Source organism: Burkholderia sp. MSMB1072, assembly GCF_001524725.1.
Taxonomy (GTDB): Bacteria; Pseudomonadota; Gammaproteobacteria; order Burkholderiales; family Burkholderiaceae; genus Burkholderia.
On sequence record NZ_LOYC01000047.1, the window covers coordinates 116,062 to 141,259 of the forward strand.

General features: G+C 68.0%; 25 protein-coding genes. 9 read left to right on the plus strand and 16 right to left on the minus strand.

Features of this window, described 5'->3' with window-relative positions:
• Positions 1-11 precede the first annotated feature (11 nt).
• The 5 genes from WS89_RS23615 to WS89_RS23635 form a co-directional block, all read right to left on the minus strand.
• Positions 12-596 carry a thiamine phosphate synthase gene (locus tag WS89_RS23615; RefSeq protein WP_059501226.1) on the minus strand — a complete coding sequence of 195 codons (585 nt, stop codon included), beginning with the start codon at positions 594-596 and terminating at the stop codon, positions 12-14.
• 25 nt (positions 597-621) lie between these two features.
• Entirely contained in the window at positions 622-1,965 is a 1,344-nt protein-coding gene (locus WS89_RS23620; RefSeq protein ID WP_059501225.1) for a hemolysin family protein, read from the minus strand.
• Between the two features lie 76 nt (positions 1,966-2,041).
• The gene (locus WS89_RS23625; protein ID WP_059793869.1) at positions 2,042-2,821 is read right to left on the minus strand and encodes a sensor histidine kinase; all 780 of its coding nucleotides are present in this window, start codon (positions 2,819-2,821) and stop codon (positions 2,042-2,044) included.
• Between the two features lie 67 nt (positions 2,822-2,888).
• Positions 2,889-3,812: a DMT family transporter gene (locus WS89_RS23630; RefSeq protein ID WP_059793961.1), complete on the minus strand. Its 924-nt coding sequence runs from the start codon at positions 3,810-3,812 to the stop codon at positions 2,889-2,891.
• 42 nt (positions 3,813-3,854) lie between these two features.
• A complete protein-coding gene (locus tag WS89_RS23635) occupies positions 3,855-4,712 on the minus strand; it encodes a LysR family transcriptional regulator (RefSeq protein WP_059793871.1) in 858 nt (285 codons plus the stop codon).
• A 113-nt stretch (positions 4,713-4,825) separates the two neighbouring features.
• Here WS89_RS23635 and WS89_RS23640 point away from each other — a divergent pair, with 113 nt between their 5' ends.
• The 3 genes from WS89_RS23640 to WS89_RS23650 all read left to right on the plus strand — a co-directional run bounded on the left by WS89_RS23640 (position 4,826) and on the right by WS89_RS23650 (position 7,855).
• Positions 4,826-5,209, plus strand: coding sequence for a tautomerase family protein (locus tag WS89_RS23640; RefSeq protein WP_059793873.1), 384 nt, complete (start codon positions 4,826-4,828; stop codon positions 5,207-5,209).
• 139 nt (positions 5,210-5,348) lie between these two features.
• Entirely contained in the window at positions 5,349-6,965 is a 1,617-nt protein-coding gene (locus WS89_RS23645) for a CHAD domain-containing protein (protein WP_059793875.1), read from the plus strand.
• A gap of 53 nt (positions 6,966-7,018) precedes the next feature.
• Positions 7,019-7,855 carry a TOBE domain-containing protein gene (locus WS89_RS23650; protein ID WP_059793964.1) on the plus strand — a complete coding sequence of 279 codons (837 nt, stop codon included), beginning with the start codon at positions 7,019-7,021 and terminating at the stop codon, positions 7,853-7,855.
• A 165-nt stretch (positions 7,856-8,020) separates the two neighbouring features.
• Here WS89_RS23650 and WS89_RS23655 read toward each other — a convergent pair whose 3' ends face one another.
• The 4 genes from WS89_RS23655 to WS89_RS23670 all read right to left on the minus strand — a co-directional run bounded on the left by WS89_RS23655 (position 8,021) and on the right by WS89_RS23670 (position 11,085).
• Positions 8,021-8,722: a sulfate/molybdate ABC transporter ATP-binding protein gene (locus tag WS89_RS23655; RefSeq protein ID WP_059501221.1), complete on the minus strand. Its 702-nt coding sequence runs from the start codon at positions 8,720-8,722 to the stop codon at positions 8,021-8,023.
• 64 nt (positions 8,723-8,786) lie between these two features.
• Positions 8,787-9,464, minus strand: coding sequence for a molybdate ABC transporter permease subunit (modB, locus tag WS89_RS23660; RefSeq protein ID WP_059501220.1), 678 nt, complete (start codon positions 9,462-9,464; stop codon positions 8,787-8,789).
• Positions 9,465-9,474: 10 nt separating this feature from the next.
• On the minus strand, positions 9,475-10,269 hold the full coding sequence (gene modA, locus WS89_RS23665; RefSeq protein ID WP_059793877.1) for a molybdate ABC transporter substrate-binding protein: 795 nt from the start codon (positions 10,267-10,269) through the stop codon (positions 9,475-9,477).
• Positions 10,270-10,386: 117 nt separating this feature from the next.
• A complete protein-coding gene (locus tag WS89_RS23670; RefSeq protein ID WP_059501218.1) occupies positions 10,387-11,085 on the minus strand; it encodes a phosphatase PAP2 family protein in 699 nt (232 codons plus the stop codon).
• Positions 11,086-11,344: 259 nt separating this feature from the next.
• Between WS89_RS23670 and WS89_RS23675 the strand changes: the two genes are divergently transcribed.
• Positions 11,345-12,454: an extracellular catalytic domain type 1 short-chain-length polyhydroxyalkanoate depolymerase gene (locus tag WS89_RS23675; protein ID WP_059793879.1), complete on the plus strand. Its 1,110-nt coding sequence runs from the start codon at positions 11,345-11,347 to the stop codon at positions 12,452-12,454.
• A 74-nt stretch (positions 12,455-12,528) separates the two neighbouring features.
• Complete coding sequence (locus tag WS89_RS33095; protein ID WP_080747669.1) at positions 12,529-12,705, plus strand: DUF3563 family protein; 177 nt, start codon at positions 12,529-12,531, stop codon at positions 12,703-12,705.
• Positions 12,706-12,814: 109 nt separating this feature from the next.
• Here WS89_RS33095 and WS89_RS23680 read toward each other — a convergent pair whose 3' ends face one another.
• From WS89_RS23680 to WS89_RS23700, 5 genes are all read right to left on the minus strand, one after another.
• Complete coding sequence (locus WS89_RS23680) at positions 12,815-13,234, minus strand: organic hydroperoxide resistance protein (protein ID WP_059793880.1); 420 nt, start codon at positions 13,232-13,234, stop codon at positions 12,815-12,817.
• 155 nt (positions 13,235-13,389) lie between these two features.
• Positions 13,390-13,842 (minus strand): MarR family winged helix-turn-helix transcriptional regulator, encoded by a 453-nt coding sequence (locus WS89_RS23685; RefSeq protein ID WP_059501216.1) that lies wholly within the window; start codon positions 13,840-13,842, stop codon positions 13,390-13,392.
• A gap of 190 nt (positions 13,843-14,032) precedes the next feature.
• Positions 14,033-14,842 carry a BPSS1780 family membrane protein gene (locus tag WS89_RS23690; protein WP_059501215.1) on the minus strand — a complete coding sequence of 270 codons (810 nt, stop codon included), beginning with the start codon at positions 14,840-14,842 and terminating at the stop codon, positions 14,033-14,035.
• The gene (locus WS89_RS23695) at positions 14,833-15,831 is read right to left on the minus strand and encodes a homoserine kinase (protein WP_059501214.1); all 999 of its coding nucleotides are present in this window, start codon (positions 15,829-15,831) and stop codon (positions 14,833-14,835) included. Before WS89_RS23695 ends, WS89_RS23690 begins: the two co-directional genes overlap by 10 nt.
• Positions 15,832-15,930: 99 nt before the next feature.
• Positions 15,931-16,326, minus strand: coding sequence for a hypothetical protein (locus WS89_RS23700; RefSeq protein WP_006479446.1), 396 nt, complete (start codon positions 16,324-16,326; stop codon positions 15,931-15,933).
• A 129-nt stretch (positions 16,327-16,455) separates the two neighbouring features.
• Between WS89_RS23700 and WS89_RS23705 the strand changes: the two genes are divergently transcribed.
• A complete protein-coding gene (locus WS89_RS23705) occupies positions 16,456-17,982 on the plus strand; it encodes an AMP nucleosidase (protein ID WP_034205241.1) in 1,527 nt (508 codons plus the stop codon).
• 114 nt (positions 17,983-18,096) lie between these two features.
• Here the strand turns inward: WS89_RS23705 and WS89_RS23710 are convergent, their stop codons facing one another.
• Together WS89_RS23710 and WS89_RS23715 are read right to left on the minus strand one after the other, a co-directional pair.
• Positions 18,097-18,387 (minus strand): hypothetical protein, encoded by a 291-nt coding sequence (locus WS89_RS23710; RefSeq protein ID WP_059501212.1) that lies wholly within the window; start codon positions 18,385-18,387, stop codon positions 18,097-18,099.
• A 380-nt stretch (positions 18,388-18,767) separates the two neighbouring features.
• A complete protein-coding gene (locus tag WS89_RS23715; RefSeq protein WP_059501211.1) occupies positions 18,768-19,526 on the minus strand; it encodes a TIGR00730 family Rossman fold protein in 759 nt (252 codons plus the stop codon).
• Between the two features lies 1 nt (position 19,527).
• Here WS89_RS23715 and polA point away from each other — a divergent pair, with 1 nt between their 5' ends.
• The 3 genes from polA to WS89_RS23730 all read left to right on the plus strand — a co-directional run bounded on the left by polA (position 19,528) and on the right by WS89_RS23730 (position 25,138).
• Positions 19,528-22,281, plus strand: coding sequence for a DNA polymerase I (gene polA / locus WS89_RS23720; RefSeq protein WP_059793882.1), 2,754 nt, complete (start codon positions 19,528-19,530; stop codon positions 22,279-22,281).
• A gap of 278 nt (positions 22,282-22,559) precedes the next feature.
• Complete coding sequence (locus WS89_RS23725; protein ID WP_059501209.1) at positions 22,560-23,894, plus strand: NAD(P)/FAD-dependent oxidoreductase; 1,335 nt, start codon at positions 22,560-22,562, stop codon at positions 23,892-23,894.
• A gap of 368 nt (positions 23,895-24,262) precedes the next feature.
• Complete coding sequence (locus tag WS89_RS23730) at positions 24,263-25,138, plus strand: dienelactone hydrolase family protein (protein ID WP_059501208.1); 876 nt, start codon at positions 24,263-24,265, stop codon at positions 25,136-25,138.
• Positions 25,139-25,198 lie beyond the last annotated feature (60 nt).

Consider the following 25,198-nt stretch of genomic DNA (forward strand, 5'->3'; position numbering starts at 1 on the left):
AAGGCGCAGAATTACCAGAACCCGCGGATGCCCGCGATGCCGTACGCGCCGTGACGGCGCGCCTCGTCGAGATGCGCGCGCGTCATGCCGCCGAGCGCGAACACGGGCATCGTGGCCTCGGCGGCCAGCGTGTCGAATTGCGCCCAGCCGAGCGTCGGCGCGCCGGGATGGCTGAGCGTCGGCAGCACCGGCGACAGCGTGACGAAATCCGCGCCTGCGCGCGCGGCCAGCAGCAGATCGTCGCGCGAGTGGCACGCGGCGGACACGCGGCGGCCGGCCGGCAGCGGCCGTTGCGCGACGGCGCGCAAGGCGGCGCCGTCGAGATGCCAGCCGGCGCCGTCGAGCCGCATCACGCCGGCTGCATCGATCGGCCCGTTCAGCATCAGAGACGCGCCGGCTGCGTCGCAGCGCGCGAGCGCCGCGGCGGCCAATGAGGCGAACGCGGCCGCGTCGAGCGATTTCACGCGCAGTTGCACGAGCGTTTCGCCGCGCGCGAGCACGGCCGACAGCCGGTCGAGAAACGCGGCCCGATCGGCCGCCGACGCGGACGCCGGTTCCGGCGTGATCACGCAGCAGCGCGGCAGCGGCGCGTTCATCGCGCGACGACGCGACGCGCGGCCGTCATTCGTCGGCCTCTTTCGCGATCTTCGGATAGACGCGCACGAGCACGATGCGCGGCCCGTTCATCTTCTTCACGACGACGTCGAAGCGGTCGAACGACACGCGCTGCCCTTCGGTCGGCAGGTCGCTGAGCGCCTGGATCACGAGGCCGCCGACCGATTCCGCGCGGCCTTCGTCGATGTCGATGCCGAGTGCCTGTTCGAGCGACACGACGGGCAGGCTGCCCTTGCCCATCAACGTGCCGTCGTCGAGGCGGCTCCAGTCGGCATCGCCCTGGCGGAACTCGTCGTGGATCTGGCCGACCAGCGCGCCGAGCAGGTTGTCGAGCGTCAGGAAGCCGATCGGCTTCTCGCCCTTGTTGCCCACCAGCGCGAAGTGCGGGGCGCCCTTGCGGAAGCGGCGGAACAGCTCGAGCGCCGGCGTGTCGGGCTTCACGTACTGGACCGGGCGCACGTAATCGGACAGGTCCTCGAGCGCGGCGCCCGCGTGACGTGCGAGCAACAGGTCCTTCAGGTGGATCAGCCCGCTCACCTGCTCGCGCGACGCATCCTCGAACAGCGGATAGCGGCTGAAGCGGTGCCGCGCGACGATCTCCATGTTGTCGGGCAGCGGCAGGTCGCGCCGCAGGCCGATCATTTCATGGGCCGGCCGCATCAGGTCCGACACCGTCATCGACGAAAAATCGAGCGAGTGCGCGAGCGTGTTCCACTCGTCGTTGCTGTACGTGCCGCGCGCCGGCTGGGCCGCATTGCCGGCCGCGCTGCGGCGGCTGCGCAGGATCAGCTTCAGCTCGTCGGTCGAATAGTGCGCATCGCCGCCGTGGTCGGCCGACAGCCCCGCAAGCCGCAGTACCGCGTTGGCGCTGGTATTGAGCACCCAGATCGCCGGGTACATCGCCCAGTAGAACGCGTAGAGCGGCAGCGCGACCCACAGGCCGACCTTCTCCGACTGGCGGATCGCCATCGATTTCGGCGCCAGTTCGCCGACGACGATGTGCAGGAACGAGATCAGCGAGAACGCGAACACGAGCGAGATCAGATGCACGACGCGTTCGGAGTGGACGCCGATCAGGTCGAGCAGCGGGCCGATCAGTTGCGCGAACGCCGGTTCGCCGACCCAGCCGAGGCCGAGCGACGCGAGCGTGATGCCGAGCTGGCACGCGGAAAGATACGCATCGAGCCGGCCATGCACGATGCCGAGGATGCGCCCGCGCAGGCCGCGCTTGCGGGCGAGGGTTTTGACGCGCGTCGCGCGGAGTTTGACGAGGCCGAATTCGGCCGCAACGAAGAACCCGTTCAGGGCCACCAGGAACAACGCGCCGATGAGCGCGAAGATCTGTAACAAAGAATCGCTCCGGTTATGACAGGCCCATCAGTATAGAGCCGGAAAGGAATTTGTAATGTTTCGGCTGGCCGCTGGCTTACACCGGCGCCTCGCAGGGAATCGAGAACGTGAGGGTGGCGGCGGCGCCATCGGCGAACACGTCGTGAGCGAACGTGCCGCCATGCGCGAGTGCGACGCGCTGGCACAGCGCGAGCGTCCACGCGCTGCGTTTTGTATCGCGCTCGCGCAGCATCTCGCGCCGGGCGAACGATTCGAACGCGTGCGGCTGCGCGGGATCGACGAGCACGCCGGCGTCCACGGTGCAGGTGGCGCGCGCGGTGAATTGCGCGCCGTCGCGCGTGCAGGCGAACGCGACGCGGCTGCCCGCGGCACTGGCCTCGACGGCCGTCGTCAGCATGGTCCAGAGCGCCTGCGCGACGCGTTCGCGATCGACGGCGAGCGACGGTTCGCCCTCCGGCAGCGTCGTGTCGAGCGCGACCTGCCGTGCGTCGGCGAGCGCGAACCGCACGAGCGCGATCGTCTCGTCGAGCAGCGCGCGCAGCGCGAACGGCCGCGGCGCGAGCGTGAGCATGCGCGTTTCCGCGCGCGGCGCGTCGAGCACGCCGTCGATCAGCGCGACCTGCTGGTCGATGCCCGTGCGGATGCCCGCGAGCGCGCGCTGCAGGTTCGGATCGGCATTGGCGAGCTGGCGCTCGAGCACGTAGGCCCAGCTGTGCATCGCATTCAGCGGGCTGCGCAGGTCGTGCGACGCGATGGAGAGCGCCTGGTCGCGCAGGAACAGCGCCGCCTGGGCGGCGTAGTGCGCTGCGCGTTCGCGCAGCAGGTCGGCGGCGGGATCGGCGGAAGTGGACGTCACGGAGCAGGCCTGTCGGAAGCGGTTGGCGTGGAAGTCACGCGAATCGCCATTATAGGGACGGTGGGTGTCACGCCGGCAGCGCGTCCTCGTCCTTTTTCCGTGCGTCGCCGTTCGGCAGCAACTGGCACGCGAGCAGGCCGGCCAGCATCAGCGCGCAGCCGACGAGTGCGCGCAGCGTCAGCGTTTCGCCGAGCGCGGCCCAGCCGGCGATCGCCGCGAACACGCCTTCCATGCTGAAGATCACGGCCGCGTGTGCGGGCGCCGCGTCGCGTTGCGCGACGACCTGCAGCGTATAGCCGACCCCGACCGACAGCAGCCCGCCGTACAGCAGCGTCGGCAGCGCGCCGCGCAGCATCGCGACGCTGACGGGTTCGACCGCCAGGCCGACCGCGAGACACGCGATGCCGCACACGGCGAATTGCAGGAACGCGAGCACGAGCGGATCGTGGCGTTTCGCGAGATGGCCGACCGTCATCACGTGCGCGGCGATGATGACGGCGCCCGCGAGCTGGAACCAGTCGCCGTCGAGCACCGCGAAGTGTTCGTCGATGCTGAGGAAATACAGGCCGATCGCGGCCAGCAACGCGCCGAACCACGTGCCCGCGCCGATCCGGTGGCGCGCGAACACGCCCATCAGCGGCACGATCACGACGTACAGCGAGCTGATGAAGCCGGCGTTGGCGATCCGCGTGTATTGCAGGCCGAACTGCTGCAGCGAGATCGACACGGCGAGCAGACCGCCGAGCGCGAGGCCCGGCAGCAGCAGGGCCGGTTCGCGCCGGATGGCCGCGAGCTGCGCGCGCGACGCCGCATTCACCGTCAGCAGCGGCACCAGCACGAGCGCGCCGAGCAGGAAGCGCAGCCCGGTGAACAGGAACGGCCCGATCACGTCGAGGCTCAGGCGTTGCGCGACGAAAGCGGAACCCCAGATCGCGGCGGCGGCGAGCATCAGCAGATTGGCGCGGAGGTGCTTGCGGGCGTCGGGCTTCATCGGCATTCGTCTGGAGATTGCGGGGCGGCGAAGCCTGCTAGTTTACGCCGAGATTGCAAGGCTGTCGGCAAACCTGCGCAGCGCGGCGGCGGCCCGGGCGTCGCGTACGCGCGAATACAGCACGACCTGCGATTGCGGCAGCGGCGGCAGCCCGAATTTCGTGCCGACGTCGACCAGCGTGCGCGGGGCGACGCGGCGCGCGAGCGGGCAGACGGCAAGCCCCGCCGCGGCCGCCGCCGTGACCGCCGCGACCCCGCCGCCCGTGAAGCGCTCGCGCCATGGCAGCCCCGCGCGGTCGAGCGCGCGCAGCGCGGCGGCCCGCACGCCGCAGGGGCCGGCCAGCACCGCGAGCGGCAGCGGGTCGCCGGCGCGCGGCGTCCAGTCGGGCGCGGCGAGCCAGGCCAGCGGCTCGGTGAACAGCGGGGTGCCGTCGTCGCGCGGCGGATCCTCGCCCGGCTCGTGACGGACGATCACCGCGTCGAACCGCCGTTCGTCGTATTGCGGGAGCAGGCTCGTCGACGCGCCGAGATGCATTTCCAGCGACAGCCCCGGATCCTGCCGGTGCAGGCTCGTGAGCACGGCCGGCAGGTCGGGCACCGCGACGTGCTCGCTGACGCCGAGCGACAGGCGGACCGTGCCGGTCGAGATCGCGCCGAGCGCATGCTCGTGCGCGTCGAGCAGCGCGCGGGCGGCCGGCAGGAAATTTTCGCCGTCGGCGGCCAGCTTGACGACGCGCGGCGTGCGCGCCAGCAGCGGCTTGCCGAGATGGGCTTCCAGCCGCTTCAGCTTCAGGCTGACGGCCGATTGCGTGGTGCCGAGCGCATCGGCGGCGCGCGTGAAGCTGGCGAGGTCGGCGACCAGCACGAATGCGCGGACGGCATCGAGATCGAGTACTTTCATTTCAAATGAAAATGAATGAAATATTCATCAATGACTGTTCATTATAGATTGGCGCGCCTAACCTGACGCCGTGTTTTCGTTCTTCAACGTCACTTACCGACAGGAGCAAGACCATGCCATTCACCCGTATCGCCGTACGCGAAGGCAAACCGGCCGCCTACCGCAGGGCCCTCGTCGACGGCGTGCACCGCGCGCTGATGCAGACGTTCAACGTACCCGAGGACGACATCTTCATGGTCGTGACCGAGCATGCGGCCGAGAATTTCGTGTTCGGCCATCATTACTACGATATCGAGCGCAGCGACGATCTCGTGATGATCCAGATCACCGCGAACAACACACGCACGCTCGAGCAGAAGCGGGCGCTGTACCGGACGATCGTCGAGAACCTCGCGCAGCAGCCCGGCGTGCGGCGGGAAGACGTATTCATCAGTCTCGTCGAGGTGCTGAAGGAGAACTGGTCGTTCGGCAACGGCATCGCGCAATACGCCGTCTGACGTGCCGGCTTGACCGGCCGCAGGGAGACAGGGCCGGATCGTCACCTGCGCCGTTTTGGGCCGTGTACTATGGAAGCTGCTTCACGAGCGACGCCGGCGCGGTCGATGCGCCGGCGATCCTTCATGTGCAGGAGCCTCCATGTCGCGTGTGCTGGAAATCGTGTTGTCGTTGTCGCTGGAAGGCTGGCCGGTCAAGGGCGCAAGCCGCGCCCGGGGCGCGCAGCGCGACTTCGGCGCCGAACTCGTGCGTGCGTGGCGGATCTGCCCGCAGGTCCGGATGCGACGCGGCCACGAGCGCGTGACGATCGCACCGTGCCAGATCGAGGAGGCCGAGCGGAGTCCCGGCGCGAACTGGTGGACGTGGGTCGAATCGAACGCGCATGGCACGCGGGTCGTCGCCTCGCGCACCGCGACGTTCGCCCCCGGCGTCACGCAGCGCGAACTGTTCGACGCGGAGCACGCGGGGATCGCGGTCGCCACGCCGCTGCCGATACCCACGCCGAGTGCCGCAGCCGGTGCCGACGCACCGGCCGCCGTCGGCGGCGTTGCACCGGACACCGACGAAGCGCGGTCCCAGGCGTCGGCGCTGCGCCTCGTCAGCGAACGGCGGCGCGGGCGCTGGGCCGACGACAGCGGCGTCGTGGTCGAAATGACGCTCGACGACATCACGCTGCACGGCGGCAGCGAGCCGCCGCGCCGCCACGTCGAGTTGCGCCTGGCCGCGCCCGACTGGGAAACCGTGGCCGCGCGCACGGCCGCGCTGCGCGCGTTGTTTGCCGCGGCGCGCGAACTGAGCGGCGCGTGGCCCGCCTTCGTGCAACTGACGAGCGTGATCGACCGCGCCTGTGCGGGCGGCCCGTTGGCTCCCGCGCTGGTCAAGGCGCAATCCGTCGACCTGACCGGCATCCGCACCCAGCGAGCCGCGCTGTTCGCGCTGTCCGGCGACATCACCGCGCAGTGGCTCGGCAACGAATGCGGCGTACTCGATCGCGACGATCCCGAATTCGTGCACCAGATGCGCGTCGCGCTGCGCCGCCTGCGCACGCTGATGCGCTTCTTCCCGCGCTTCACCGACCGTCAATGGAAGGACACGCTCGGCGTCGACCTGCGCTGGCTCGCCGCGCTGCTCGGCACGGTGCGCGACTGGGACGTGTTCGCGACCGAGAGCCTGCCCGCGCTGATCGCGGCCGACGGCGGCGGCAGCGACTGGGGCGGCACGCTCGACGCCGCCCGCGCGCAGTCGATGGCCGCGCGGGTCGAACTGCGGCAGGCGCTGCATTCGGCCCGCTATGCGCGGCTGACGCTCGGCTGGCTCGAATGGCTGAGCGCGCTCGCGCTGCCGGCGGCCGATGGCGACGACGCGCCGTCGCTGCGGCGTCACGCGACCAAGCGTGTGCGGCGGCTGTTCGGTCATCTCTACGCATCGCCGTCGCTCACGTCGCTCGACACCGCGGCACGCCATCGGGTGCGGATCGATGCGAAGCGGCTGCGCTATGCCCTCGAATTCTTCGCGTCGCTCGCGTCGCGCCGCACGCGCAACGAGACGGTCAAGACGCTGGCGCGCGTACAGAGCGTGCTCGGCGAGGCGAACGACGCGATGGTCGCGCTGCATCATCTCGAGCAACTCGCGGCGCCGCCGTACCAGCTCGGTTTCGTGCGCGGCTACGGCGCCGCGCTCGAACAGCGGGCGGCACGCGACGCCGAGGCGCTACTGGCCAGCCTGCGGGCGCCGAAGCTCGGCGGCAAGCCGGGCTGAGCGCCGCGCGTCGCCCCTATAATGGCCGCCCGTTTCCCGCACGCATGCCGATGATGACCGACGCACCGCATTCTTCCTCGTCCGCCGGGCCGCTCGAACTGGGCGGCCAGCTGTGGCTGCGCGCCGGCGAACAGACGCTCGGCGGCGCGACGCGCATCGCGCTGCTCGCGGCGATCGGCGACACCGGTTCGATCACGCGCGCGGCGAAGGCCGTCGGCCTCAGCTACAAGGCCGCGTGGGACGCGGTCGACACGATGAACAATCTTGCCGGCGAGCCGCTCGTCGCGCGTTCGACGGGCGGCAAGGGCGGCGGCGGCACGACGCTGACGCCGCGCGCGACGTCGCTGATCGCCGCATTTCGCACGATCGAGCGCGAGCATCGCCGCTTCATCGAGGCCGCGAGCGCGGCCGTGGCCGGCTTCGACGTCGACTGGGCGCTGATCGGCCGGATCGGGATGAAGACGAGCGCGCGCAACCAGTGGTTCGGCAAGGTCGCGTCGATCGTGCGCGGCACCGTCAACGACGAGGTGACGCTTGCGCTGCCGGGCGGGCAATCCGTCGTCGCCGTGCTCACGCACGAAAGCGCCGAGGCGCTCGGGCTGCGGGAAGGCGCGAGCGCGTGCGCGCTGGTGAAGGCGTCGTGGGTCGTGCTCGCGGTCGACGATGGCGGGGCCGAGCTGAAGGTGTCCGCGCGCAACCGGCTGCGCGGCAGCGTCGAAGCTGTCGCGGCGGGCGCGGTGAACAGCGAGGTGACGCTCGCGCTCGACGGCGGCGGGACGCTGACGGCCGTCGTGACCAACGACAGCGTCGACGCGTTGCAGCTCGAAGCCGGCCGGCGCGCGATCGCGCTGTTCAAGGCGTCGAGCGTGATTCTGGCGGTGACGGGCTGACCGGGCGGGCAGCGCGGCTCGCCGCAGGGGCGGGGCGAAGCCGGTGCCGCATTCGTCTGCATCGCACCGGCTTCGTTTCCGCTTTCAGCATGTGCCGCGGGCGCGGCGTCTCTCAGGCTTCAACGTGGCGGCCAGCGCCACGGTCACGACCACGGCGTCGCGCGTTCAGGTGACGCGCGTCGGCCACTCGGCGTGCGGCGCACTCGCCTGCACGCGTCCTTCGCTCAACTGCACGACCTGGTCGCCGAAGGCGGCGACGTCGTCGGGGTCGTGCGAGATCAGCACCATCGGGATGTCGAGCCGCGCCTGCAGTTCGGCGAGCTCATGACGCATGCGCTGGCGCATCGCGCCGTCGAGCGCCGCGAACGGTTCGTCGAGCAGCAGGATGCGCGGCTGCGCGACCAGCGCGCGCGCGAGCGCCACGCGCTGCTTCTGCCCGCCCGACAACTGCGACGGGTACTGCCCCGCGAGCGATTCGAGGTCGAACGCGCGCAGCCAGTACGCGACCTCCGGCGGCGCCGTTTTCGCACGCGGGTTGCGCAGCCCGGACGTGAGCCCGAACGCGATGTTCTGTCGCACGTTCAGATGCGGAAACAGCGCGTAGTCCTGGAACAGGTACGCGACACGGCGTTCGCGGGTCGGCACGTCGATGCGGCGCGCGGCGTCGAACAGCGGTTCGCCGTTCAGCACGATCGTGCCTTCGTCGGGCGTCAGCAGTCCGGCGATCGCTTGCAGCGTCATGCTCTTGCCCGCGCCCGACGGTCCGAACAGCACGACGCGCTGCGTCGCCGCCGTGAACGACATGTCGAGCGTGAAGCGCCGCTCGGCGTTCGCATAGGTCTTGCGGATATCGACGACGAGGCTCATTCGACCCTCCGCCGAGGCAGGCGCGCCGCCGGAGGGCGCCGGCGATACGGACGGGACGGGTGCTTCATGTCAGTTGGCTCCGCCGGGCGCGCGACGGCACGAGCCAGCCGGTCGCGAGCAGCACGAGCACGCAGGTGATCGACGTCACCAGCACGAGGAAGTTGGCCGTGGCGTCGTCGCCGGCCTGCACGGCTGCGTAGATTGCGACCGACAGCGTCTGCGTGCGGCCGGGCAGGTTGCCGGCGATCATCAGCGTCGCGCCGAATTCGCCGAGCGCACGCGCGAACGCGAGCAGCGCCCCCGCGAGGATCCCGCGCGCGGCGAGCGGCAGCGTCACACGGAAGAACACCGCCCCTTCGCCGAGCCCGAGCGTGCGCGCGGCGCGCTCCAGATGCGGATCGACCCCCTCGAACGCCGCGCGCGCCGATTTCAGGATCAGCGGAAACGCGACGACCATCGACGCGATCACCGCACCCTGCCACGTGAACACCAGCGCGATGCCGAGCGTGTCGAGCCACGCGCCGAACACGCCGCGCCGGCCGAGCAGCACGAGCAGGTAATAGCCGAGCACCGTCGGCGGCAGCACGAGCGGCAGCGTCAGCACGGAATCGACGACGTCGCGCAGCGGCGAGCGCCAGCGCGCGAGCACGAACGCGGCCGCGACGCCGAGCACGATGTCGAGCGCGGTCGCCCAGCCGGCCACCTTCAGCGACAGCAGCAGCGGGACCCAGGCGTCTTGCATCGAGATACGCTCACTTGGCGGGCTTGAAGCCGAACGTCGACAGCACGGCCTGGCCCTGCGGCGACGCGACGAAATCGATGAACGACTGCGCCTGCGCGGCGTGGCGGCTGTCCTTGACCACGGCGATCGGATAGGTGATGGCCGTCTGGGTCGGCACCGTCAGCGCGACCTTCACGCGGCCCGGCATGATCGCGGCATCGGTGCCGAACACGAAGCCTGCGTCGACCTCGCCGCGCGCGACGTAGTCGAGGCTCTGGCGCACGTTGGCGGCGAGCACGCCCTTCGCGCTGACGGCGTCCCACACACCGGCCGCGCGCAGTGCGCCCTCGGTGTAGCGGCCGACCGGCACCGAGGCCGGGTCGCCGTACGCGATGCGCTTCACGCCGGGCGCGGCGAGGTCGTTCAGCGACGTCGGCGCGGCCGCGCGGCTATCCGCCGGCACGATCAGCACGAGCGAGTTCGCGGCGAAATCGCGGCGCGTGCCGGGCACGATCACCTTCTCGTTTACCGCGCGATCCATCGCCTTCTGGTCGGCCGATGCGAACACGTCGGCCGGGGCGCCCTTGGCGATCTGCTGCATCAGCACGTCCGATGCACCGAAATTGAACAGCACCTTGGTGTCGGGATGCTGCTTCTCGTACGCGTCGCCGACGGCCTTGAATGCATTCGTCAGGCTGGCGGCCGCCGACACGACCAGTTCGTCGGCGGCGGAAGCGGGCGCGCTGAACGCGACCCCGGCGGCAAGCGTGGCGATCGGCAGCAGGCGAAGCAGGGCGCGGCGAAGCGGACGGACGGTTGAGCGCATGGGATTCGTTTCGAATGGGTGGAAACCGTAATCGTAATATAGGGCGGGTTATAACGCTCGGCATACTGCTCATGCGAAGGTGCGCATGAAACGGTCAGACGTGGAAAGCGGCGCCCGTCACGCGTGAAGCGTATGCGGCGCCGATTGGGTGCGCTGCAGCGACGACGGCTGCGACGCAGGATGGTAGTTCGGATTGGCCTTCCAGCGCGCGCGGACGAACGGGCGCTCGTGGCCCGACAGTTGCAGCGCGACCTTGGTGACCCAGCGGTGCGACGGCACCGTGAGGCCGTGCAGCGCCACGGTGACGAGCGCGAGGCTCGCGACGACCGCCGGCACCGACCAGCGGTGCGGCGCCGCGCGCCACGAGCCGGCGATGAACGCGAGCGCGGCGATCGCGCCGACGATGCAGCCGGTGATCGATTCGGACGGCGAATGCGCGGCGAGTGCGACCCGCGACACGCCGACCGCGACGCCGGCCGCGAGCCCGAGCGCGATGCCGGCGATCCGCACCGGCGTGCGCGTGCGGATCAGCGCGAGGAAAATCGCCACCGGATACACCGACGTCGACAGCATCGCATGCCCGCTGAACCCGGTGAAATCCCACGCGCGGATGCCGATGCCCCAGCCGAGGAACGCGATCTTCGTGAGCGCCACCACGCCGATCGCGGCCGCGAGCACGCCGAGCCATGCGGCCGCGCGCTGCCACGAGTAGCCGAGCGCGAGCCAGACGGCGATCGTGATCGCGAGCGGCAAGGTCAGGCCGGCGCCGCCGAACGCGGTGATCATGATCCACAGGTGAGCGGGCAGGTCGAACATCGGGAAGGGGGCGGACGAAGGCGGGGACAATGCTTAAATCAACGCGCGAGCCGGGAAGAACGACTACAACGGATACAAGCGACGAAGCCTCAGTATAGCGCCGCGTCCGCATGAGGCCCGTTTTTTGCACCATCGGGAACGATCGACGCGCAGGAAAAATCCTGGAAACAATGCTATGGTGCATTGCACAAAGTCGAACGATGCATCCGTTGCGGTGCTCTGATGGCGCCCCTATTTTTCCTGACTGCGAGCCCGATCGATGACCAAAAGTCTGACCAAGGTGTGGCTGGGCGGCATGAAACGCATGCTGTCTCCGGTCGCCAAGCGAGCGGCGCGCGATGCGCAGCGCATCACCCGCGATGCACTCGAGGCCGTGGCCTCTCCTGCCGTGCTCGATCCGTCCCAGCCGCGCGAATCGCGCGTGCGGCCGCGCGCGGCCGCCTGGGCGGCGGGGGAATGGACGCGCGGCGAACATCCGATGGCGCCGGCGCTCGGCCGCCTCGTCCAGAACCTCGCGTACGGGCTCTATGTGCCGCCCGGCCGCCGGCGTGACGCGATGCCGCTCGTCGTGATGCTGCACGGCTGCAAGCAGTCCGTCGACGAATTCGCGCAAGGCACGCGGATGAACCTGTTGGCCGACAAGCACGGTTTCGCGGTGCTGTATCCGGAGCAGTCGCTGCGTGCGCACGCGCATGGTTGCTGGCACTGGTATGAGGACACCGACCGCGCGGGGCGGGGCGAGGCGGACGCGGTGGCGTCGCTGGTCGACGCGCTGGTCGACGAGCACGGCTTCGACGCGTCGCGCGTCTATGTCGCGGGGCTGTCGGCTGGCGCGGGCCTCGCGTCGCTTCTTGCGCTGCACCATCCGGACCGCTTCGCGGCGGTCGCGTTGCACTCCGGCCCCGCGCTGGGCGAGGCGAATTCCGGCATCACGGCGATGGACGTGATGCGGCGCGGCCTGCGGCAGAACCCGGCTGCGGCGGTCGATACGCTGGTCGACGCCGGCGCGTATCCGGGCATGCCGGCCTTGATCGTCCAGGGCGACGGCGATCGGGTCGTCGCGCCGAAGAATGCCGACCAACTGGCCGTGCAGTTCATGCGCCTGAACGGGCTCGCCGACAGCCGGGGTGCATTGCGCGGCGGCGAGCGGGTCGAGACGCGCGAAACGGGCGCGCGGATTACCGACGTATGCCGCGACGGCGAGCCGGTCGTGCGGCTTTGCCACGTGAAAGGGCTCGATCACGCATGGGCCGGCGGCGACGAAGCCGTGCCGTTTCACGCGGCAGTCGGCCCCGACGCAAGCGCGATGATCTGGGCCTTTTTCGAAACCAATCGTCGCACTGTGGCGACCGAACGACGCACCGTTTGATCGACGCTGGCCAAAGACTAGGGTTTTCCCTATAATTAGGGAAAACCCTAGTCCAGACCTTTGCGAGATCGAACATGTACCTGCTGAGCCACCTCTTCCTGATGCTGACCAAGAATGCTGAAAAGGCCGCGAAAGAGCGCGCCGACGCGTACCTGGCCGAAGCCACCGACATCTACGATCTCGAATTCCGCATGCGCAAGATCGATCGCGACGCGGCACTGAACCGCCCGTATTCGTTCGGCGCGCGCTAAGCGGCGCACGCGGGCCTGCCGGCCCGCCATTTCGACGATTCGCGCAAAAGGGCGCGTGCGGCATGGTGCTGCACGCGCCCTTTTTGCATTCCGCTGAACCTGCGTCGCGTCAGACGACCGTCAGGCGCACCGGTACGTTGTTGCGCGTGGCGTTCGAATACGGGCACACGTGGTGCGCCTTGTCGACCAGCGTCTGCGCGTCGGCCTTGTCGAGCCCCGGCAGCGATACGCGCAGTTCGATGTCGAGCCCGAAGCCGCCGGCATCGTTCGGCCCGATGCCCACTTCTGCCGTGACCTGCGTATCGGCCGGCAGCGTCTGCTTGTTCTGACCCGCGACGAATTTCATCGCGCTCAGGAAACAGGCCGAGTAACCTGCGGCAAACAGTTGCTCCGGATTCGTGCCTTCCGCACCCGTGCCGCCGAGTTCGCGCGGCGCGGCGAGCTTCACTTCCAGCTTGTGGTCGGCGGATACCGCGCGGCCGTCGCGGCCGCCCGTGCTCGTGGCGCCGGTCTTGTACAGAATGTTCATCGTGCAGCTCCTGTCGGGAAAAGGGGAGAAAAGCGGTCCGGCAAGACGGGGCGTCGCCGGCCACGAGAAAAATATAGAACACAAATCATTAGTGTGCAAATGAAATTTGAAAGAAAAACCCGATGGCGCCGCTCAGGTCGCTCGGCGCTCGAACGTCAGCGTTCGTTGGCTGCCGACAACGCGTCGCGCAATTGTTGGAGATCGGCGCGCAGCCTGATCAGGAACTCGGGGGTTTGCTGCATCGCGCAAAAGAGATCGGCGGGCACCGAGCGCGCGCGATCCTTCAGCGCACGGCCTTCCGGCGTCACGCGCACGTTGACGACGCGCTCGTCGGCCGCGCTACGCACGCGTTCCACGTAGCCGAGCGCTTCCAGCCGCTTGAGCAGCGGCGTGACCGTGGCCGGATCGAGATCGAGCCGCGCGGCGATGTCTTTCACGGCCATGTCGTCGCGTTCCCATAGCACGAGCATCGCGAGATATTGGGGATAGGTCAGCGACAGCTTGTCGAGCAGCGGCTTGTACGCCTTCGTCATCGCGTGCGAAGTCGAGTAAAGCGCGAAGCACAGTTGCTCGTCGAGCGTCTGGGGCAGCGGAGGCAGGCGATCCATGATTCGGGGAAACGCGGCGGATGCGCGAACGATTTGTACGCAAATTATTTTGCGCCCAAAAGACCGGATTGAACAGGGCGACCGGATGCGGGTCGATAGCGGAAAAAGGGGAGAGGTCAAGGCGCGCCGGGCGACGAGCCGGCGCGAGAAACGGCGAGATGGCCGGCGACATGCGCCGGCCGGGGAAGGGTCAGCGGCCCGACATCGTCGTGGTCGCGCCCGGTTCCTGCACGCCGAAGCAGCCGCGATAGGTCGCGTAGAACGAGCAGTACAGCATCGTGACGATGATGATCGTCACCGGCATCATGATCGTCAGCGCATACGCGCCGGCGCCGAGCGCCTGCAGCAGCAGCGACAGCGCGAGCGACGTGCCGAGCGCGACGCCGAACCACAGCGCGCCGTACACGACGAACGCGCCGCGATTGCGCCAGCAACTGACGACGCTGAAGAACAGCGCCTTCGCGGGCGGGACGTCATGCCACGCAACCAGCACCGGCGCGAACCAGAACAGCATCGAGACCGGCAGATAGAGCAGCGTCGCGAAGAACAACGCGCCGAGCGTGCCTTGCGCGGCCAGCGTCTCGGGCGTCGTGTTCGCTTCGTCGGCCGCGCCCATCATCACGTGGAACAGCGCGCCGCCGTCCACGAACGACGAAGCGGCGAACACCAGCACCATCGACGCGACGTAGATCGCGCCGAGCGCGAGCAGCCGCTGGGTCGCGACGGTGCCGTACGAGCGAAAGCCGTCGACGAGAATCGTCGGCATCACGGTCTTGCCGGCCACCGTGTCGCGGCACGCGGCCATGAAACCGACCGCGATGCCGGGAATGAACACCAGCGGCAGCGCCGAGCCGATCACGGGCACCTTCGACACCAGCGTAATGGCGAGCAGGTACGTAAAGAACAGCGTGATGAACGCGAGAGGATTCCGGCGGAACAGCCAGATGCCTTGACGGAACCAGACATAGCCCGTTTTCGCGGGCACTTCGATCAGTTGCATGCGGTTTGGATCTCGGGAAGCGCGGGCGTATGCGCGATACGCTCCCGCAGGATGCGTTCGAAATGGCCGGGGTCGTGCGGCTTGAGCATCTCGGCCGCGCGCGGCAGGTAGAAGTCGTACAGGCGCGACACCCAGAAGCGGTATGCGCCGGCGCGCAGCATGTCGCTCCAGTGGCGCCGTTCCTCGGCCGTGAACGGCCGGACCGTCTGGTATGCGCGCAGCAGCGCATCGGCGCGCGCGACGTCGAGCACGCCGCTCGCGAGGTCGACGCACCAGTCGTTGACGGTCACCGCGACGTCGAACAGCCACTTGTCGCAGCCCGCGAAGTAGAAGTCGAAGAAGCCGCCGAGGCGCACCTCGTGGCCCGTGCCGGGCGCCGCATGGGCGAACAGCACGTTGTCGCGGAACAGGTCGCAATGGCACGGCCCGCCCGGCAGCGCCGCATAGTCGTCCGACGCGAAGAAGCCGGCCTGGTGCGCGAGTTCGCCTTCGAGCAGCGTGCGTTGCGCGTCCGTGATGAACGGCACGATGGCCGGCACGTTCTCCTGCCACCACGGCAGGCTGCGCAGGTTCGGCTGGCTGCGCGGGTAGTCGCGCCCGGCCAGATGCAGACGCGCGAGCATCTGCCCGACCTCGATGCAGTGTTCGACCCCCGGCGCGAGTTCGGCCGCGCCGTCGAGCTTCGTGACGATCGCGGCCGGCTTGCCGTGCAGTTCGCCGAACAACGCGCCGTCGTCACGCGGGACCGGGTCCGGCACCGGCACGCCGTGGGCGGCCAGATGGCGCATCAGGTCGAGATAGAACGGCAGTTGCTGCGCCGTGAGCTTTTCGAAGATCGTGAGGACGTATTCGCCGCGCGTCGTCGTCAGGAAGAAATTGCTGTTTTCGATACCGGACGGAATGCCGCGGAACGCAAGCACGTCGCCCAGTTCGTAGTGGCGCATCCATTGCGCGAGATCGGAGTCGGAAACAGCGGTGAAAACGGCCATGCGGGATGCGTCAGGTCAGGGTGTCGGCACGCGGGCGGCGTGCATCGCGACAGCAGGTGAAGGGGCGGCGCGGCGCGATCGGTGCGCGGCGCCACGGAATCAGTAGCGCAGGTTCAGCGACGGCAGGCGCGTGATCGGGATGCCCGCGTCGTGCGGCTTCGGCGACGTGTCGGGCGTCGAGCTCATCTGGTAGCGCGTGCCGAAGTTCGACTTCACGTCGATCTCGACCGGCTTGCCGCGGTCGCGGTACTCGGTGACTTCGGTGCCGTTCTTGCTCTTTTCGTGGAAGCTCGGCGTGCGGCGGATGTCGGCGAAGTCGACTTTCGACGTGACTTCGGCGCCCGGCCGGTTGATCTTGCGGAGATCGGGCAGGCCGGCGGCTTCGTTGGCCTCGGCCCGGGCCTGCGCGTCGGCGTCAGGCGTGCCGCCGGCGGCGTGAGCGACGCTGGCGGCGGCAAACGCGACGGCAGCGGCGACGAAAATGAGCGGCTTCATGATGAGTCTCCAGTGAACCCACCGATTTTAGCAAATACTGCGCGCCATCCGGCCCTGGCGCGCGCAGGGGCAGCCATAAAGGCGACGGGGTTCCGTGGTAATGTCGTCGGATCAGACGAGGTGATGAAAATGAAGAACGATTTGAGCCGCCGGCACCGTGTGCTGTCGCCCGAAAGCCCGTCGGTCGAGGCTTTCGACGATCCGATCGCCGCCGTTGCGCGGCTGTCCGCCATTTACGACACGAATACGGGCTTCCTGCGCGATGCGTTTGCGCGCTATCGCCGCCACGAACCGATCACCGAGCACGTGCGCGCGTGCTATCCGTTCGTGCGGATCCGCACCGACGTCAACACGCACGTCGATTCGCGCCGCTCGTACGGCTTCGTCGCGGGCCCCGGCGTATTCGAGACGACGGTCACGCGCCCCGATCTCTTCGCGAACTACTACCGCGAGCAACTGCGCCTGCTGTCGAAGAACCACCATGTGAAGATCGAGATCGGCGTGTCGTCGCAGCCGATTCCGATCCATTTCGCCTTTCCGGAAGGCATTCATCTCGAGGGCGAACTCGATCGCGACCGCCTGCTCGCGATGCGCGACATCTTCGACACGCCCGATCTGTCGTATCTCGACGATCGCATCGTCAACGGCACGTTCGAACCGGCCCCGGGCGAGCCGCATCCGCTCGCGCTGTTCACGGCCGCACGCGTCGACTTCTCGCTGCACCGGCTGCGCCACTACACGGCGACGTCGCCCACGCACTTCCAGAACTACGTGCTGTACACGAACTACCAGTTCTACATCGACGAGTTCGTGAAGCTCGGCCGTACGCTGATGACGGAAAGCGACGACCCCGAGGTGCGCGCGTACCGCAGCGAGTACAGCGCGTTCGTCGAGCCGGGCGACGTCGTCACGTACAACGCGAACCTCGGCGGCGAACCGGCCGAGGGCACAGCGCCGCCGCGCCTGCCGCAGATGCCCGCGTATCACCTGAAGCGCGCGGACGGCAGCGGGATCACGATGGTCAACATCGGCGTCGGCCCGTCGAACGCGAAGACGATCACCGATCACATCGCGGTGCTGCGTCCGCACGCGTGGGTGATGCTCGGTCACTGCGCGGGGCTGCGCAACACGCAGCGTCTCGGCGACTACGTGCTCGCGCACGGTTACGTGCGGGAGGATCACGTGCTCGACGCCGACCTGCCGCTGTGGGTGCCGATTCCGGCGCTGGCCGAAGTGCAGCTCGCGCTCGAGCGCGGCGTGGCCGAGGTCACGCGGCTCGAAGGCGCGGAACTGAAGCGCGTGATGCGCACCGGCACGGTCGCGAGCGTCGACAACCGCAACTGGGAGCTGCGCGACCATCGCGAGCCCGTGCAGCGGCTGTCGCAGAGCCGCGCGATCGCGCTCGACATGGAAAGCGCGACGATCGCCGCGAACGGCTTCCGCTTCCGGGTGCCGTACGGCACGCTGCTGTGCGTGTCGGACAAGCCGCTGCACGGTGAACTGAAGCTGCCGGGCATGGCCGACACGTTCTATCGCGGGCAGGTCGACCAGCATCTGCAGATCGGCGTGAAGGCGATGGAGATCCTGCGCACGAACGGGCTCGACAAGCTGCATAGCCGCAAGCTGAGAAGCTTCGCGGAAGTGGCGTTTCAGTAACGACACCGCGCAACGGCGTCCGTCACGACAAAGGCCGCACGCGAACCCGGGTTCGCGTGCGGCCTCGTTCTTTTCGTTTCGATACGAAGGCCGGATGGCCCCGTACTTGGGCGCTCAGCACTCGCCCTTTTTCGCGTGCCCCGGCGGGCAGTGATAGCCGCCATGACCGCGATGACGCTCGTGATCTTCCCACTCGCGGCGTTCCCAGTAGCGGCGGCCATCCCAGTAGCGGTCGCCGTGCCAGCCGACGATGACCGCCGGCGCCGGTGCGACCACGACGGGTGCGGGCGCGACGACGACCGGCGGGGGCGTGCCGATGTTGACGTCGACGTTGACGGCGTGAGCGAGGCCGGACAGCGAAAGGCCGAGGCCGGCGAAGGCGAGGGCGATCAGCGAGCGTTGCATGTTCTTTTCCGTGGTGGGGTGATGAATGGGCCGGCGCGACGCGATGGAAGCGAGGGGGACCGTTCCACCGGGGGATCGCCGCGCCGACACGATGAAGTGTGCTGGCGCGCGATGGAAAAGGCGAGTCGTGATTATTACGGAGGATTGGCGGTGCGCAGGCGCGCGACCGGTCATCCATTTGACAGTGACGGGCCGCCGGTATGGGCGATCCCGCGACATGGCGCAGCGCCGACTGCGGGGATTTGACATTCGACCGCGCGCGGCGGCGAACGGGCATTAACCTCGCGTTACAAAATCACGCCCGGCGGGCCGCCGGATCGCGAGGTCCATAGTTGAAAAGCACGACACCGGCCGTCGGGCCGGCTGTCGTCATTGACCGGTTACAAATAGAACATCCGGTCTTCTTCCGGGCGCGGCGGATGATCTTCGTCATCCGAGCCTTCTTCCTCGCCGCTGTCCTCGTAGAACGCGAGCACGGCATCCAGCACCTGGTCGGGATCGTCGATCACCTGCATCAGATCCATGTCTTCCGGATTGATCAGGCCCATCGGAATCAGTTGATCGCGGAACCATTGCAGCAGCCCCTGCCAGAACTCGCTGCCGACGAGGATGATCGGCACGAGGCGCGACTTCTTCGTCTGGATCAGCGTGAGCACTTCGGACAGCTCGTCGAGCGTGCCGAAGCCGCCCGGCATCACGATCACCGCATCCGAGTTCTTCACGAACGTGACCTTGCGCGTGAAGAAGTGGCGGAAGCGCAGCGAGATGTCCTGATAGTGATTGCCCGCCTGCTCGTGCGGCAGCTCGATGTTCAGGCCGACCGACGGCGCCTTGCCGGCGTGCGCACCCTTGTTCGCGGCTTCCATGATGCCGGGGCCGCCACCGGAGATCACGGCGAAGCCGGCGTCCGACAGCTTGCGCGCGATTTGCGCGGCGAGCTTGTAGTGCGGCGTGTCGGGTTTGAGGCGGGCAGAACCGTAGATGCTGACGGCCGGGCGGATCTCCGACAGGTACTCGGTCGCCTCGATAAACTCTGCCATAATCGTGAACATCTGCCACGATGCGCGCGCCTTCTTGGCCGTCGCGCGTTCTTGATCTGCGAGCGAACGCAGACTCGGAATCACTTTTCTCTTGTTCATAATGCCTGAAGAACGAAATCTGGAAGGTAAGACCCTGCTATTGGTTGACGGTTCGAGCTATCTGTATCGGGCTTACCATGCGATGCCTGATTTGCGTGGCCCTGGCGGGGAGCCGACCGGAGCGCTCTACGGAATCATCAACATGCTGCGCCGTATGCGCAAGGAAGTCAGTGCAGAGTATAGCGCTTGCGTGTTCGATGCAAAGGGCAAGACGTTTCGCGACGACCTTTATGCCGACTATAAGGCAAACCGTCCGTCGATGCCGCCCGACCTCGCATTGCAGGTCGAGCCGATCCACGGCGCCGTGCGCGCGCTCGGCTGGCCGCTGCTGATGGTCGAAGGCGTCGAGGCCGACGACGTGATCGGCACGCTCGCGCGCGAAGCGGAGCAGCACGGAATGAACGTGATCGTGTCGACCGGCGACAAGGATCTCGCGCAGCTCGTGACCGAGCGCGTCACGCTCGTCAACACGATGACCAACGAGACGCTCGACCGCGACGGCGTGATCGCGAAGTTCGGCGTGCCGCCCGAGCGGATCATCGACTACCTCGCGCTGATCGGCGACACCGTCGACAACGTGCCGGGCGTCGAGAAATGCGGGCCGAAGACGGCCGTGAAATGGCTGTCGCAATACGACAGCCTCGACGGCGTGATCGAACACGCGGCCGAGATCAAGGGCGTGGTCGGCGACAACCTGCGCCGCGCACTCGAGTTCCTGCCGCTCGGCCGCAAGCTCGTGACGGTCGAGACGGCCTGCGATCTCGCGCCGCATCTCGAATCGATCGAAGCATCGCTGAAGAGCGACGGCGAGGCGCGCGAGCTGCTGCGCGACATCTTCGCGCGCTATGGCTTCAAGACCTGGCTGCGCGAAGTCGACAGCGCACCCGCGGAAGGCGGCGGCGCCGATGCGCCGGAAGGCGAGCCGGCACCGGTGATCGCGACCGACGCCGTGCGCGAATACGACACGATCCAGACGTGGGAGCAGTTCGACGCGTGGTACGCGAAGATCGATGCGGCCGCGCTGACCGCGTTCGACACCGAGACCACCGCGCTCGACCCGATGCTTGCGCGGCTCGTCGGCCTGTCGTTCTCGGTCGAGCCGGGCAAGGCGGCCTACCTTCCGGTCGCGCACCGCGGCCCCGACATGCCCGAGCAGCTTCCGCTCGACGAAGTGCTCGCGCGCCTGAAGCCGTGGCTCGAATCGGCCGATCGCAAGAAGGTCGGCCAGCACCTGAAGTACGACGCACAGGTGCTCGCGAACTACGACATCGAACTGAACGGCATCGAACACGACACGCTGCTCGAATCGTACGTGGTCGAATCGCATCGCACGCACGACATGGATAGCCTCGCGCTGCGTCATCTGGGCGTCAAGACGATCAAGTACGAGGACGTGGCCGGCAAGGGCGCGAAGCAGATCGGTTTCGACGAAGTGGCGCTCGCGCAGGCCGCCGAATACGCGGCCGAAGACGCCGACATCACGCTGCAGCTTCATCACGCGCTGTATCCGCAGGTCGCGCGCGAGCCGGGCCTCGAGCGTGTGTATCGCGAGATCGAGATGCCGGTGTCGCTCGTGCTGCGCAAGATGGAGCGTACGGGCGTGCTGATCGACGATGCGCGCCTGCAGGCGCAGAGCACCGAAATTGCGACGCGTCTGATCGAGCTCGAAGGGCAGGCGTACGAACTGGCGGGCGGCGAATTCAATCTCGGCTCGCCGAAGCAGATCGGGCAGATTTTCTTCGAGAAGCTGCAGTTGCCGGTCGTGAAGAAAACGCCGAGCGGCGCGCCGTCGACCGACGAGGAAGTGCTGCAGAAGCTGGCCGAGGACTACCCGCTGCCGAAGCTGCTGCTCGAGCATCGCGGGCTGTCGAAGCTGAAGTCGACCTATACCGACAAGCTGCCGCGCATGGTGAACCCCGCCACCGGCCGCGTGCACACGAATTATGCGCAAGCGGTTGCGGTGACGGGCCGCCTTGCGTCGAACGACCCCAATCTTCAGAACATTCCGGTGCGCACGGCCGAAGGCCGGCGCATCCGCGAGGCGTTCATCGCCGCGCCGGGCCATCGGATCGTGTCGGCCGACTATTCACAGATCGAATTGCGGATCATGGCCCATATCTCGGGCGACGCGTCGCTGCTGCGCGCGTTCTCGCAGGGCGAGGACATCCACCGCGCGACGGCCGCCGAAGTGTTCGGCGTGACGCCGCTGGAGGTCAATTCCGACCAGCGCCGGATCGCGAAGGTGATCAACTTCGGGCTCATCTACGGGATGAGCGCGTTCGGGCTCGCGTCGAACCTCGGCATCACGCGCGACGCGGCGAAGCTCTATATCGACCGCTATTTCACCCGCTATCCGGGCGTCGCGCAGTACATGGAAGACACGCGCGCGACCGCGAAGGAGAAGGGCTACGTCGAAACCGTTTTCGGTCGCCGCCTGTGGCTGCCAGAGATCAACGGCGGCAACGGGCCGCGCCGCCAGGCGGCCGAGCGCGCGGCCATCAATGCACCGATGCAGGGCACGGCGGCCGACCTGATCAAGCTGTCGATGATCGCGGTGGACGAATGGCTCACGCGTGACCGGCTTGCGTCGCGGATGATCATGCAGGTGCACGATGAACTGGTGCTCGAGGTGCCCGAAAGCGAGCTGTCGCTGGTGCGCGAGAAATTGCCGGAAATGATGTGCGGCGTCGCGAAGCTGAAGGTGCCGCTGGTTGCCGAAGTGGGCGCCGGCGCGAACTGGGAAGAGGCACACTGACGCACCCCCGAGCGCGCCCCGTTTCCCGCGGCATATTGTTGCAGGGATGCCAAATATCGAGATGGTTTGCTTGTGGTCAACGCGCAAGCTCCCGGACAATGCATGTCAGTCATGTCATTGACGCGGGGCGGCGCGCCCCGCGTTCCGGATCGGCCGCATCGAGGTGTTTCGAACTGCACATCGATGATGTCCGAACCGGTTAATCCACCGGACGGCGCGAATGCATCGCGTTTGCTTCATCCGGCGGCAGCAGTTTCGAATCGCAAAGGGGGAATCGGATGCATCGGATCATCATCGTAGGCGGAGGCGCGGGCGGCCTGGAACTGGCGACGCGGCTCGGCGATCGTTACGGCGCGCGCGGCAATCGTCCCGCGCGTGCGCTTGTCACGCTCGTTGACCGCAATCCGACACACATCTGGAAACCGCTGCTGCACGAGGTCGCGGCCGGCAGCATGGACCCGTTCACGCAGGAGCTCGAATATGCGGCGCAGGCGCGCTGGCACGGCTTCGAGTTCCAGCAGGGCGAGCTGTCCGGGCTCGACCGCGCGGCGAAGCGTCTCATGCTGTCGCCCCTCAACGACAGCGACGGCGCGGAACTGTTGCCGGCGCGCGAGCTGGAATACGACACGCTCGTGATCGCGATCGGCAGCACGACCCACTTCTTCGGCGTGCAGGGCGCACCGGAAAACGCGATCGCACTCGATACGGTCGGGGAGGCCGAACGCTTCCGCAAGCGGCTGATCGCGGCATGCATGCGTGCCGAGCACCAGGCGCCGGTGCCGACCGCGCCCGGCGGGGCGGCCGAGCCGCGCATCCAGGTCGTGATCGTCGGCGGCGGCGCGACGGGCGTCGAGCTGTCGGCGGAACTGCGCAATACCGCGCAGGTGCTGTCCGCGTACGGGCTGCACAAGCTCGATCCGCGCAACGACGTCGGCATCGTGCTGATCGAATCGGGGCCGCGGATTCTGCCGGCACTGCAGGAGCGCGTGTCGGCGGCGACGGCCGAACTGCTCGAGAAGCTCGGCGTGCGGCTGATGCTCGGCGAGCGCGTGACCGAGGTGGCGCCCGGGTTCGTGCATACCGCGAGCGGCAAGGTCGTGCGCGCGGACCTGACGGTCTGGGCGGCCGGCATCAAGGCGCCGTCCGTGCTGTCGCACCTCGACGGCCTCCAGGTCAACAAGCTCGGGCAGCTCGACGTGCGCCGCACGTTGCAGACCTTCACCGACGACAACGTGTTCGCACTCGGCGATTGCGCGGCCTGCGCATGGCCCGGCAACGAGCGCAACGTGCCGCCGCGCGCGCAGGCGGCGCACCAGCAGGCGAGCTTCCTGCTGAAGGCGATCGGCTGCCGGCTCGAGGGGCGCCCGCTGCCCGAGTTCACGTATCGCGATTTCGGTTCGCTCGTGTCGCTCGGTCACTTCAGCGCGGTCGGCAATCTGATGGGCGGGCTGATCGGCGGCAACATGCTGATCGAAGGGCTGTTCGCGCGCTTCATGTACATGTCGCTGTACCGGCTGCACGTCGCGGCGCTGCACGGTTATCCGCGGATGATGCTCGACACGGTCGCGCACTGGCTGCGGCGCACGACGCTGCCGCGCGTGAAGCTGCACTGAGCGCGTACTCGTGTACTCGCATGCGGAGCGGGTGGAGAATGCGCACGTCGCGCGCGTTCGCCGCCCGTTTTTCTTTTCGATTCGCAAGGATTCGGTCGCGCGATGCACGTCGATAGGCGCAACCGCGCGGTGATTCGGCAGGCCGTTGGAAGGCTGCCACGCGGTGTCGATTCGATCGCCGCCACGCGTCGTAATCGAGTCTTACACATCCGACAGTTGACGCGACAACGGATTATTGGGCATCTTGTCCGGGTTTTCGTTTGCGGCGGAGTGCCAACCGCCGCGACATCCGCGCCGTGCGCCGGTGCGATGCCCCGTCATGGCGTATCCGCGATCGTGACGGCGGCGCCCAATCGAGGAGTGCATTCATGTTGAAACCCGAAGTCGACAGCCTGGTCCCCCATGTCCCGTTCTCGCGCCGCAAGTTCATGCAGGCCGCGTTGGGCGGTACCTTCGCGGCGGCCGTGCTGCCCGTGTCGGCGCAGACGGTCACGACCGACAGCGCAGGGCTGGACGTCGACACCATCGAGATCCGCTCGGGCGATGCGAGCGTGCCGGCTTATCGCGCCCAGCCGGTCGACAAGACGAACCTGCCGGTCGTCATCGTGATTCACGAGATTTTCGGCGTGCACGCGCATATCGCCGACGTGTGCCGGCGCTTCGCGAAGCTCGGCTATCTCGCGATCGCGCCCGACCTGTTCGCCCGGCAGGGCAACGCGGCGAAGTATCCGACCATGAAGGAGCTTTACGACCACATCATCAGCAAGGTGCCGGACCGGCAGGTCACCGAGGATCTCGATGCGACCGTCGCGTGGGCCGGCAAGAACGGCGGCGACCTGACGCGTCTCGGCGTGACCGGGTTCTGCTGGGGCGGCCGCCAGGCGTGGCTGTATGCGGAACACAATCCGCACGTGCGGGCGGCCGTGGCGTGGTACGGATTCGTCGAAGGCAAGACCGACGAGATGACGCCGTTCAACCCGGTCGACCACGCGTCGTTGCTGAAGGTGCCCGTGCTCGGGCTGTACGGCGAGAAGGATCAGAACATCACGCAGGCGTCGCTCGCGGACATGCGCAAGGCGATCCAGGCGAGCGATTCGAAGCTCGCGCGCGAATCGGAGATCGTCGTGTATCCGGATGCCGGTCACGCGTTCTTCGCCGACTACCGGCCGAGTTACGTGAAAAGTGATGCCGAGGACGGCTGGAAGCGCGCGATCGAGTGGTTCCACAAGTACGGCGTGATGTAAGCGGCGAGCGGCGGCAACTGCCGCCGCGGCACCGGCCGCCGCTTCATCCTCGTCGCGCAG